Source organism: Ekhidna sp. (assembly GCF_964218185.1).
Lineage (GTDB): Bacteria > Bacteroidota > Bacteroidia > Cytophagales > Cyclobacteriaceae > Ekhidna.
Genome location: NZ_CAXPLV010000005.1, coordinates 38,730 through 51,221, shown reverse-complemented (window position 1 = coordinate 51,221; position 12,492 = coordinate 38,730). Strand labels below are relative to the sequence as shown.

7 protein-coding genes are annotated in these 12,492 nt (G+C 41.2%); 3 read left to right on the top strand and 4 right to left on the bottom strand.

The genetic code is table 11. The features are described 5' to 3' along the window. The first annotated feature begins 105 nt into the window (after window positions 1–105). From ACEQZT_RS05655 to ACEQZT_RS05645, 3 genes are read left to right on the top strand one after another with little or no spacing between them, the layout of a single operon-like run. Complete coding sequence (locus ACEQZT_RS05655; RefSeq protein ID WP_370088101.1) at window positions 106–1,155, top strand: hypothetical protein; 1,050 nt, start codon at window positions 106–108, stop codon at window positions 1,153–1,155. 8 nt (window positions 1,156–1,163) lie between these two features. Further along, complete coding sequence (locus ACEQZT_RS05650) at window positions 1,164–2,087, top strand: hypothetical protein (protein WP_370088100.1); 924 nt, start codon at window positions 1,164–1,166, stop codon at window positions 2,085–2,087. Between the two features lie 6 nt (window positions 2,088–2,093). Next, a complete protein-coding gene (locus tag ACEQZT_RS05645; protein WP_370088098.1) occupies window positions 2,094–6,404 on the top strand; it encodes a T9SS type A sorting domain-containing protein in 4,311 nt (1,436 codons plus the stop codon). 74 nt (window positions 6,405–6,478) lie between these two features. Here ACEQZT_RS05645 and ACEQZT_RS05640 read toward each other — a convergent pair whose 3' ends face one another. The 4 genes from ACEQZT_RS05640 to rbfA form a co-directional block, all read right to left on the bottom strand. Beyond that, window positions 6,479–7,756, bottom strand: a complete 1,278-nt coding sequence (locus tag ACEQZT_RS05640) for a PDZ domain-containing protein (protein WP_370088096.1) — start codon at window positions 7,754–7,756, stop codon at window positions 6,479–6,481. Between the two features lie 44 nt (window positions 7,757–7,800). After that, complete coding sequence (locus ACEQZT_RS05635) at window positions 7,801–10,713, bottom strand: DEAD/DEAH box helicase (protein ID WP_370088094.1); 2,913 nt, start codon at window positions 10,711–10,713, stop codon at window positions 7,801–7,803. 81 nt (window positions 10,714–10,794) lie between these two features. Continuing rightward, window positions 10,795–12,021: an ABC transporter permease gene (locus ACEQZT_RS05630; protein WP_370088092.1), complete on the bottom strand. Its 1,227-nt coding sequence runs from the start codon at window positions 12,019–12,021 to the stop codon at window positions 10,795–10,797. Then, entirely contained in the window at window positions 12,018–12,383 is a 366-nt protein-coding gene (gene rbfA / locus ACEQZT_RS05625; protein ID WP_370088090.1) for a 30S ribosome-binding factor RbfA, read from the bottom strand. The genes ACEQZT_RS05630 and rbfA overlap by 4 nt, the downstream gene beginning before the upstream one ends. Window positions 12,384–12,492: the final 109 nt, after the last annotated feature.

Here is a 12,492-nt window from a genome sequence, read left to right as displayed (position 1 = left end):
ATCCGGTAGCTCAATATACCGTGCTCACGGTATTCTATGCAGCATGGTCAGAATCTAGCTTTAACCTCCAATTGAAAAACCATTTTTCGTCCAAAAGCTATGACAATGAAAGCTAAACTTTTTACCGTCTTTACTTTCGCCATTTTACTAGCGAATGCAACTGTTATCACCGTAGATAACAATGGGAATGCACCTGCTGGTGTAGAAACATCCCTTACAAATGCAATCAACAATGCCTCACCGGGGGATACACTTTTGATTATTCCAAGTTCCTCCACCTACGGCAATATGAACGTGACTAAGCAACTCACAATCATTGGTGTGGGATTTAATCCGGACATGGAAATTCCATTCACAAGCAGAGTAAATTCAGTAACCATCTATACCGCAGCAAGTGGGACAAAAATTATCGGATTGGAAGTGACAAGCACTTTGGTGCTGGGAAATACCGGGGGAACTTTGACAAATGTTGTGATTGAGAATAATAAAATTGACAACATTACCACATCCGGAATTAATAGCCTGACCAATATCTTGATAAGACAAAATGTGATCCGCCCTGCGAGTTCCTTTGTTTACTCACTTACATTAAATACCGCCAATCAATCAAACATTCGAGTGGCGAATAATATCTTTTCTAACACAGGTACAACCAATCAATTCAGAGGTCCATATATCACTACTGGAGGTGTCACTTTTGACCACAATACCTTTCTTGGAACAGCTTCTCAATCGGCTTTCTATCAAATCGTCAATTGCCTTGTTACAAACAACATCTTTGTAACCATCTCACCAGCACCTCAGGTAGCATCTTCAAATATCTTATACAGGAACAACCTTTCTAATGGATATGCATTTGGAAGCATTACTGGTACCAACATAAACATTGAAGGTAACATAGATAATACTGCTCCAACTTTCGTAAATATGGCTCTCTCGACCTATTTATACGATTACACGCTAGAACCCTTTTTAGATGCAGGATCAGCAGGAGAAAATGCTGGTACTGATGGAACCAATCTGGGTTTAGGAGGCGGCACCTCGCCTTTCAAACTATCAGGATCTGTGTTGCCGGTTGTAAGAAGATTTGACTTGCCAGCAAACCTCACAGAGGGGCAAGATGCAGATGCTACAATTGAAGTAACAGGAAACTAATTCCAGTCATGAAAAAGCTACTTTTCACTATAGGGATGCTTATAGGGCTGGGTGAGGTCTATGCCGATGTAGTTGTGGTGGATGCCTCAGGTCTAGGAGATTACACATTGGTAAGCGATGCAATCACAAACACAGCTTCAGGCGACACTATTTATATCGTTGGCTCTGGTGCATCCTATGGGAATGTTTCTATAAGTTCAGAGAGGACATTTATTGGAAATGGCTACTATGGTCAGAGTACTGGCTATTCACCTTCTTCAAGGCTAGGAACTATTACGCTAAACACAGGAGCAGCGAATTCTGTTTTTTCCAATTTGGAAATCGGAGCAATTTCTTTCAACGAAAGCAATGTAAGTTTTGACGCATGTTTGGTGGGAGGCTCATTTACAGTAGGCAGTAGCATTTCCAATATTTCATTTAGTAGATGTCTGTTTTCTTCCACCATAAACATTCAAAGTGCATCAGTAAGCTTTTCGAATTCCATTTTCAATTATCCGAGTGCTGGGAATGGCATCACCATTTCCGGAGGAGTTGGAGCCATATTTGATTATTGCACCTTCTTTGATGGAAACGTTTCACTGGATGCCAGCACTGTAAGCAACTCTGTTGTAAACTCGAGCAGGGTTGGTCAGACACCTACTGTAGTATTGGATGGTGTGGATGGCAACAAGGTTGATGCAGAAGCCAATTTACTCTTCGAAACTTCATTAGGAGCAGATGCATACTTTCAACTTCAATCAGGATCACCTGGAAAGACATCTTCACAAACAGGAGCAGAATCAGGAGCTTTCGGATTCCCCACAGGTCAGCCGGAGAATGCTTACAATTTATCGGGCTTACCAGCTATTCCAAAGATCACAGGATTGGAATTTGAGAGTTCTAGCAATAGCTCATCCAATCTTTCGATCAGAATCCAAGCCACCTCAAACTAGCCTCAAATGAAAAAGATATTAATCACTTTTTTCATCCTTTTTTGTTTCGTTGGATTTGCGCAAAACATCAGCAAAATCTCTGTTGTCCTTTATCAGGATGGAAGTGTAGTTGATACCCAAGAGTTCACTTCATTTACTCCTGCGGCTACTATTGATGAAACGATTTCACTAAACACATCAGCGCTAGATCCGGGTGTATACAGCTTTGCGATTTTTGTTTCTGATGAAAATGACTTGAAGAGCATTCATTCATCAGGTTCTTTCTTGCAGGAGGAAATCATTACAGATGCAAACCTTACTTCTCTTGAGTATTTCGTGGATACCGATCCGGGCGAAGCAATGGGTTCTGAAATTTCAATATCAAGTGCTCCGGAAGTTTCAATCACGGAATCTCTGAGTCTATCAGGGCTTTCTGACGGTTTTCATACCATCTATTTAAGAGGAAAGGACGAAACAGGCAAGTGGGGATTCTATTCATCTCATACAATTTATGTGGAGAATACCATCGGAGTTGGTGATGTAGTGCAGATTGAAGAGCTGGAGTATTTTGTAGATACAGATCCAGGTCAGGGGTTAGGTTCACCGATTTCCATAGCCCCATCCTCAGATGTTTCAACAGTTGAGAGCCTTGATCTTTCTGGATTATCTACTGGATTTCACACCGTATATCTAAGGGGAAAACTTCAGGGGGGATCATGGGGGCCATCCACAGCTACCACGATCTTTGTAGAATCTTCGGTTGGATTGGGAGATGTGGTGATAGTTGAAGCGTTGGAGTTTTTTGTGGACACGGATCCGGGTTCCGGACTAGGAACACCCATCAGTGTTTCTGCAGCAGCTGAAATAACCACAAGTGAGGCATTGGCTACAAGTGGTTTACCAACTGGTTTTCATACAGTGTATTTAAGAGGAAAGCTTCAGGATGGAAGCTGGGGGCCATATTCGTCTCAGACAATTTATGTTGAAGAAGTACAAAGTACCTCAGATCAAATCATTGCTGTAGAGTATTTCTTTGATACCGATCCCGGGGTTGGGAATGGAGTCCCTGTCTCTACCACCTTGCCAACAAACGCAATCAATGAGCTGGTAAATATTGGAACCTCCACTCTGGAACCAGGGACACATATGGTTAGCCTCAGAGCACGTGATGAATCCGGTGCATGGGGACAATACCTCACAACGACCTTTGAAGTAGATCCACTTGCTGCTTCGATACTTGTTGTAAATCCAAATGGAGATGAGACTTTGACGGTTGGAGATACATATGAAATATCCTGGACAGAAGCAGGCATACCTGGTTCAGACCTTATTGAAATCAGGTGGAGCTCTGATGGTGGAGACAATTACTTCATCATAGCCGACGGGACGTTCTCTATGTTTGAGGGAACGTTTGAATGGACAGTTCCAAATACCCCTGGAACAAATAACCTCATCCAGATTGCGAATACAACTCAAACAGTAACCGACGAGAGTGATGCCGCTTTTACGATAGATGCCGCTGAGCCAGCAATAACGGTTCTGACCCCCAATGGCGATGAGACTTTGACTGTCGGTGATCCCTATGAAATCACCTGGACGGATGAAAACATCCCTGGCACAGACCTTATCGAAATAAGATTGAGCACTGATGGAGGGGATAATTATTCCATTCTTAATGATGGAACATTCTCCATGTATAATGGCAGCTACAATTGGACTGTCACAAACAATGTTGGACCAAATAACCTGATTCAGATAGCAAATACCACACAGGCAGTTGCTGATGAGAGCGATGCTGCATTTACGATTAGTGCTGCACCTGTTCCGACTATTACTGTTTTAACTCCCAATGGAGGAGAAAATCTCACTGTGGGAGACGAGTATGAGATCACATGGAGTACAGCCAATATTTCGCCATCTGATCTTATTGAGATTCGATTTAGCACAAATGGAGGAGATACTTATTCCATTCTCAACGATGGTATTTTTTCAATGTATGATGGAAGCTATTACTGGACTGTTCCTAACAACATTGGTACTAACAACAGAATACAAATTGCAAACACATCACTTGCCGTATCTGATGCCAGTGACGGGGTGTTTACAATTCAGTCAGCACCGATTCCATCAGTAACAGTAAACACGCCAAATGGTGGGGAGTCTCTCAAGGTTGGTGATGTTTTTACCATCACCTGGAATGCTTCAAATATTTCGCCATCTGATCTGATTGAAATCCGATTGAGTACGAATGGTGGTGATACCTATTCCATTCTCAACGATGGTATTTTTTCAATGTATGATGGCAGCTATAACTGGACTGTTCCTGATCTTCAGGGTGAAGATAATCTAATTCAAATAGCAAATACTACATTGGGAATTGATGATGCCAGTGACGCTACATTCTCTATTGTACCAAACTATGATCCTCCAACGGCACTTACTGGTACAGACCTGACCTCAACATCTTTTACAGCCTCCTGGACTGATAGGTCAGCAGAGGGGTATTTTTTAGACGTAGCATTTGATGCGGATTTTGAAAATATGTTGGAAGGATATGATAATCTTCCGGTTGGCACTGCAACCAGTCATGTCATTTCCGGACTCCTATTTAGGCAGTCTTACTATTACCGTGTGAGAGCTGATTTTGGAGCTCAGCTTTCTACAAATTCGAATGTGGTGAAGGTTAAGACATTGATTGATGCTGGGACGTTTGCTGACTCTGTGGCTTTAAGACAGATCTTCTCTTCGCTTGGTGGTGACTCTTGGGAACCAACTGTAAACTGGACGACTGACCGATTCAGAGATTGGGAGCAGGTGACTTTTAATGCTACCGGAGATCGAATTCAAACAGTTGACCTTTCTAGTATTGGTGCTGTAGGTGAGATGCCAAATCCATTTTCAGGGGGAGCAGTAGGTGGTTTGAGTGTTGTCACCCAAATGGATCTTTCTAACAATGAAATTTCGAGATTGATGGATTTTACAGATGTGAATATCACTAATCTGGATGTTTCAGGGAATAGTCTAGAATTTGATGATTTAGAGCCACTTGTGGGAATAAGTAATCTTCAATATGCAAATCAAGCTAGCCTTCAGTTTGATGGGTTTACAGGAGAACCCGTAAAGATTTTCCATTTGGAAGATCCAGGGTTGGATATCGTTTCAGGTGGCACAGCCAACAATTACCGATGGTTTAGAAACAATATTGAAATTTTCTCAGGAACAGAATTTAGTATTTCAGGTGCATCGCTGGACATCCTGGATATCGACTACAACAATATGGGAGCGTTCAGAGCGGAGATTACCAACGAGTTGGTGACCGGTCTCACGATAGATGTAGGGCCTCAGACTCTTTTGGCAATTGCCAATATTGAAGTAGATGTGACAGATTTTGATGATGTTTTGTTGGCGAGCAATCTTTCTGCCTATCTATTGCGAGTTACTCAAAGTGGAGGCTATGACACTTTGGTTGACGGTCGTCTGGAGAATGTATCAAATCAGTTCACTTTTGAAGAAATTGTCCTGGGAGACTACCTACTTGCGATTGATCCAAATGATGAGGATAAATACATCGGAGGCTATTATGGAAATACCTTTTCATGGGAAGAGGCAGAGGTGTTGCAGCTGAGAAAGGATTCTGCTGTGATCATTAAAGTCACAGCTGTTCCTACCCCATATGGACCGGGCGATGGCGATGGAAACTTAGATGTACTGATCGAAGATGATTTTGGTGATGATGCGGGTAGAATTGATGCAAGAAGGAGGGCTGCAAAACGCAAATGTGGATTGAGGAAAAGGAGAAGAGGGGGACGTACAGGACAAGATGATGATGAGTTTGAACTAGTCGCCTATGGAGAAACAGATGATAACGGGGAGTTCCAATTTGGGTTCTTGCCAGAAGGCACCTACAGATTTTTCGTTGAATACCCGGGAATTCCACTAAATGATGCTTCATCGGTACAATTTGAAGTTGGCGAGGCAGGAATAAGCGACACAAATTTCAAGCTGTCAGCATTTGCTACCGAGGACGGTATTGAAGTAACAATTGAAGCGGTACTTGGAGTGATTCTCGAATATTTCAAAGATTTGCAGATTTACCCAAATCCATCAAGCCAGTATTTGAATGTGAGCTATAGGCACTTAAAATCCAGAGATGTTACTGCGGAGTTGGTCGATTTGTCTGGAAACATAAAGTGGAGTTCTGAGCTGCAAAATGGTTTTGATGGTCAGATACGAATTGATGTTTCGGATTTTGCTTTAGGCATTTACATACTGAGGTTTTATGATCGGGGGAATCCAAAAAATAATGTGATGAGCTATCGAATTATGGTTCGCGAATAATATTATATCTAATCACCATAGCCGAAGGGAGGATGCATGTCTTCCCTTTTTTGTTTGGTCCTTCTAAGTCGAGATTAGATAGCTCTTTTGAGTCGAAATTTTTTCTTCATTTTCTCTCCGTCTCGATAGATGGTGCATTTAATTTTCTTACCATCTCGGGATTGTAGAAGCTCGTGAATTACTGATAGTGAGTGATATCTTAAGTTTTTCCCGTTGATTACGTGAATAACATCTCCTTTTCTGATATCCGCCTTGAATGCAGGACTATCCTTGTCCACGCTTACTACTTTAATTGTATCTAGATTTTCACCTACTGCATTTAGTGACATACCGCTCATGTCATATTCAAATGCCTCCTTGAAATTCCCCCCTTTTCTCAGATACATTTTCCCAGAAGGGTAATCAAATGTGACATTGAATCGATTTAATAGCTCTCCACCGAAAGTACCTACACGAGCTCCTCGTTTTATCACCTTATTGTAAGCACCATCAAACGGAGCAGAGACTAGCATCTGATTAAATTTGAAACAGTCAATAGAAACAGAATCCATCCTACCTACATACCCTGGAATTTCGCCCGCAATTCCTCTTCCAAGACGAGTAGTTATAGTTTTCTCCGGTAAGTCCATACCATCCAGATAGTTGTAATCTATGAGTGCTGCATGGCTAGCTCCGGTATCTACCATGATGTCCAGAGTTGCTTTTTTGTCTCCTTGTTTTATAGTCGCGTTAATAAATGGCTTACTCCCTCTTATTTCAATTGGTATTTCTGTTGATCGGTTGCTTTTCTTGAATTTTTTAGGATCGATCAGAGTAATAATATTGTCATCATAATCCACATCCACCACGAATCTGGAAAAGATATCATAGCCAATAATTCCATGAACATCATCACCAATACTCTCAGATAACTTGAGGTAATCTTCTTTTAGAACCAGCATGTTCATGTTCGTTCCGATTATACCTCCCGGCAGCCCGAATGTTACCTCGTTTGCAATATATGCTTCTACTGAATCTGCAAGACCTGGACCATCTAGGGTGATTTCTCTCACATAGTTTACATCCAAAATGTCAGCGTAAAGTTTTTCGGTGAGAATGGCATTTTCAACTCCTGTATCTAATATGAATTTTAGTGTTAGAAAGCGATTAATGGTTATTGGAATTATGATCAGGTTGTTGTGCTGCTCAAACGGGATGCTGATTTTTTTTGTATTATCAGGCATCTTGAAGCCAAACTCCTTCTGGCCGGAGGCTGTAGAACAGAGGCAAGTATTAATGAGCAAGATGAATGCAATCAGACTTATGATCGGATTTCGCATATGAAAGTCTCTTATGTATTGAATTACACTCATCTAACAACACGGATAAAATCCAACCCTTATTTGGACTTTAAAAATTAGTCAAACAGATCCTGAATGTCGCTGGGTGAGAGGCTTTTCACGAAACTTTCTTCTACAGTGATTAAATCTGAAGCTAGCTTTTGTTTGTGTTCCTGCAGTTTAATGATTTTTTCCTCTATAGTGTCCTTGGTTACGAACTTGTAAGCAAACACCTTCTTGGTCTGGCCGATTCTATGCGCCCGGTCAATGGCCTGAGCCTCAACTGCTGGGTTCCACCATGGATCCAGCAGGAATACATAGTCAGCTTTAGTCAGGTTAAGTCCTGTGCCTCCTGCCTTCAGGGAAATGAGAAATACAGAGACGTCCGGGTCATTTTGAAAACGCTCGACCTGCTGCTGCCTGTCTTTGGTAGACCCATCCAGGTAGGCAAATGGAGTTTTCTGTTCTTCCAAATAATCAGAAACTATTTTCAGATGCTTTACAAACTGACTAAAAATTAAAACTTTGTGCCCCTTGGAAATAGAGTTCTCAATCATGTAGGTCACCTCTTCCAATTTACCGGAAGATTTGTCATATTCCGGATCTATCATCTGAGGATGGTTGGCAATTTGTCTGAGCTGTGTCAAACCCTGAAGTAGGACCATATGCGACTTACCAATCCCATCAGTTTCTATTACGTCCATGATTTTACTTCGAAAGGCATTTTTTTCCTTTTCGTAGTACTCTCGCTGCTCTTCGGACATAGTACAGTATCGAATATTGATCACTTTTTCGGGAAGATCATCAGCTACCTGGCTTTTCTCACGACGGAGCAGGAAAGGCTTTATTAGTGAGTTGAGTTTTTTTGTTTTTGTCTCATCTCTTTGCTTTTCTATGGGCTTCAGGTACTCTTTCTTGAAATATGCTTCATTCCCAAGAAGACCGGGATTTAGGAAGCTCATTTGTGACCAAAGATCAAGTGTACTGTTTTCAATTGGAGTACCCGTAAGAATCAGCTTTCTCCTTGATTTAAGATCTCTTACCTTTTTCGAAATAAGTGAATCGGGATTCTTTATGGCCTGAGATTCATCCAGAATGATGTAGTTGAAATAAAATTGAGATAGAATTTCTGAGTCTACACGGGTGGTGCCGTAGCTAGTGATTACTATATCATATTTCCCGAATCTAGATGTGTCTTTCACTCGGTTAATTCCGGTATAATTTAGGATTTTTAGTTCGGGTGTAAATTTTCTAGCCTCTAACTCCCAGTTATAAAGAAGAGAAGTCGGCATCACCAAAAGACTTGTGCTGTCCGGGTTTTCGTTTTTCTGATGTTGTAAGAGAGCAAGAGCCTGGATGGTTTTACCAAGACCCATGTCATCAGCAAGGCAGCCGCCAAAGTTGTAATCTTCCAGAAATCTCAGCCAGTTATATCCGGCAAATTGATATGGCCTTAAATCACCTTTGAAGAATTCGGGAACCTGATAGTCTTCCATTTTTTCGAATGAAAGAAGTTTTTCAAGTTTCCGATCCATCGTCACTTTTGCCAGCTCTCCCTCTTTCAATTCCTGCACCAGCGACACGTGAATTTTATTGAGCGTAATGCCATCATCTGTTTGGGTGGAGAAGGCAAACAAATCTTTGTAGCGTTCTATCCATGATTCCGGAATCACACCAATCTCTCCATTTGGGAGTCTAACTTCTGTCTTGCCTTTGAGAATGCATTTTCTGATCTCCTCAAAAGGCACTTCAAATTCACCAAAACGAATTTTTGCTTTCAGGTCAAACCAGTCAACTCCCTCGTTTACCTCCAGATCAATAGTAGACTCACCTACGAAAAATTTCTTGCCTTGCTGATTTTGCTTGATGATGAAATCCTGAAGCAGATCATGATTTCTTCCTATCCAGTCAAATGCAGTCGTTTTTGGGAGTGTTACTCGTGAGTTCCTTAGTGGCAGCCCTGTGGTGGCAAGTTGCTCGATAATTCCTTTTTCGCCCTCATGATCACGGCTGATTCGGTGAAACGTATAAGCATCATTTTGCTTTTCCATCGATACACTCACCTTGCTCAACTTATCCGCATTGAAGTTGTGTTTGCCATAGTCGAATGACAGTTCGAGCAACAACTTGTCACTGTCTGAAGCCGGGGCATCTCCATTTGTATCAAAAAGGGATGCATTGCGAGTGGTTTGAAGCTCACTAACCGTGATTTTAGGTGTTGGCTTTGGCTTATGTGTTATAATCTCAAACCCTTTGGCGTAAACGTCAAATTCAGAGATCAGCGGGCCTACAAATTTCTTGTAATAGGTTTCTTCGATATCCTTTGGGATAAGGATAAACTTCTTTTTTAGAAATGGTTTTAGCTTTCCCCCACTTACAGGTTTTTGGAAGGTAAAAAGTCGGTCATTGGCCACAAGCCAGGCTGGTTCATTGCAAAGCAGATAACTTCCATTGTTTAGAAATTCTACCTTTTCATCCTGAAGTTTAATTGTGGGAAAGTAGTGGGTATTATCTTCGTTTTTTCTGAAATGAAATAGCACGGTTGCCTTTTCCTCTACTACTTCTATTTCCTTCCATGCGGGCTCTCCATCTTTCCCCATTTCGAATAGCCGCTTACCGTGAATAAGCGCCAGAATTTGTGATCTTCTGCGCTCAATATATCCTTCAATTTCTCCCTGAAGCACTTTATCGCCAGTATGCTCATCATACGTTTTGAGGAAAAATTCCTCAGGCTTCATTCGCTTCTTTTGAAAATGATTGGCAACCTGATCTTGCTGAATCTGATCCATCAGCTTGATGATCTTGTAATCGTTTTCGTCTAGCCGGGCGCTGAATTCCTCCGCATTTTTTGAGGAAATATTCTGGTGGGAATAAGACAGTTCACCTTTATCATTCAACTGAACAACGAAAGATTCAATGAGGTATCCGAGATACTCGTGTTCGTAAAGCGAGTAGATTAGTTCAAATGGTTCTTCAGGAGATACTTTCACAGATTTTTTAGATCAGGTAAACTTCGAAAATAGTAAAAATCCCAAAGCTTAACATGATTAAAATGTGAAGAGTTTACAGTCTTATTGTAAAGTATGTGTAGAAAAGGATTTACTGGCCTTCACCGCTGGCTGAATGGATGCCAGCAAGGTAATTGCTATGATGGCTATAACCGTTAAAAAAACGTCCATTATCTCGATTTTAACAGGATAACTGTTCATCACTGCCGAATTCATCCCCATACCGATAAGCCCATAATGCTGCTGGATCAGACTCAGACCAATCCCCAACACTAGCCCCACTGCCGCACCTGAAAAGGCCACTATGCTGCCTTCGTATAGGAAAATATTTCTGATCAGTTTGGTGGAGGCTCCTTGTGCAAACAATACAGAGATGTCTTTCTTTTTTTCTATGACCAGCATGGTTAAAGAAAAGAAAATGTTAATGGAGGCAATGCCGATGATAGCTACCAAAATGAGAAACACAAACAGCTTTTCAATTTTCAGCACCTTGTAAAGATCACTATGAAGCTCATCTCCCAGCTTGACTTTAAATACATCACCCAAGGCATTTTGCAGCTCTTCTTTTACATTTTCAGGGTTGGCATCTGCATCAAGATAAACATCATACGATGTTAGTTTGTTTTTATAGTTGAGTAACTCTCGTGCAAACTCCACAGGCACAAAAACATAATTGTCGTCGTAGTATTTTTCAATGGCAAAAACACCTCCAGGCAATATGTTTAGCACGGTATACATCCGTTCGGGATTTACCACCCCAGGTCCTATATCCTTTGGATAATACAGTTGAAGCGTATAAAAGTCATTTTTTAGACTAATGGACAAATCATACTGAATGCCCCGCCCAATCACGGCATATCCGATACTGTCCCTAACAAGCTCAAACTCACCGGAAACCAGCACATTTTTAATTCCGCTGTATTCATCAAAATCTCTACCTACTCCTTTCATCCTAACCACTCGTTGTGATTCTTTATACCGAACCAGCACATTATCTTCGATAACCTCAGTCACTCCGCGCACACCGTCTACCGATCTTATTAGGTTTATTTGGGCAGAGTCATAAGTAAATGATTTGCCAGAAGATGGCACTACAACCATATCAGGATCGAAATTTCCGTACATGGATCGAAGCAATCCCTCCAAACCATTGAAAACAGAGAGCGCCAGTATCAAGGACATGGTGCCAATGGCAACCACCACCATGGATATCATGGATATGACGTTGATAAAATTTTTCTTTTTCCCAGAAAGAAAATATTTACGCGCTATAAAGAATGGAAAATTCATTCTTCTTCAGCCGGTGGAATATGAAGTTTACTAATCAGGTTGTCAATTTTTGAGGCTTGCTCCTGCGTGTCATCGTGAAAGAACGCAAGCTCAGGGACAATTCTTACCCTGCTGCCAATTTTTTTACCAAGCTTGAGGCGAACCTCACTTTTTATATTGTTCAAGTGATTAAAAACCTCTTCGGCTTTACTTATTGGAAAAATGCTCAAATGAATTCTGGCCAATCCTAAGTCAGGGGAGACAGTGACACCAGTGATTGTGCCCAGCGATGAGCCAAAGTAATGGGATGGATCTTGTTGAAAAATCTCTGCCAGGTCTTTTTGTAATTGCTTTCCGTATTTTACTTGCCGCTTACTTTCCATATATCTGCAAATATCCTAAGATATTGGTTAAGAGGTTTATCCAAATATTCTAATTTCGATTTTAATCTCATTTTACGATAACAAAGACGCTCATTGCTACGGTTTTTTA

What these genes read in the sequence shown, in the direction of transcription:
- ACEQZT_RS05640 (WP_370088096.1), bottom strand. Translation starts at nt 7,756, where the DNA reads ATGAGTGTAATTCAATACATAAGAGACTTTCATATGCGAAATCCGATC.
- ACEQZT_RS05645 (WP_370088098.1), top strand. Translation starts at nt 2,094, where the DNA reads ATGAAAAAGATATTAATCACTTTTTTCATCCTTTTTTGTTTCGTTGGA.
- ACEQZT_RS05655 (WP_370088101.1), top strand. Translation starts at nt 106, where the DNA reads ATGAAAGCTAAACTTTTTACCGTCTTTACTTTCGCCATTTTACTAGCG.
- ACEQZT_RS05630 (WP_370088092.1), bottom strand. Translation starts at nt 12,021, where the DNA reads ATGAATTTTCCATTCTTTATAGCGCGTAAATATTTTCTTTCTGGGAAA.
- rbfA (WP_370088090.1), bottom strand. Translation starts at nt 12,383, where the DNA reads ATGGAAAGTAAGCGGCAAGTAAAATACGGAAAGCAATTACAAAAAGAC.
- ACEQZT_RS05650 (WP_370088100.1), top strand. Translation starts at nt 1,164, where the DNA reads ATGAAAAAGCTACTTTTCACTATAGGGATGCTTATAGGGCTGGGTGAG.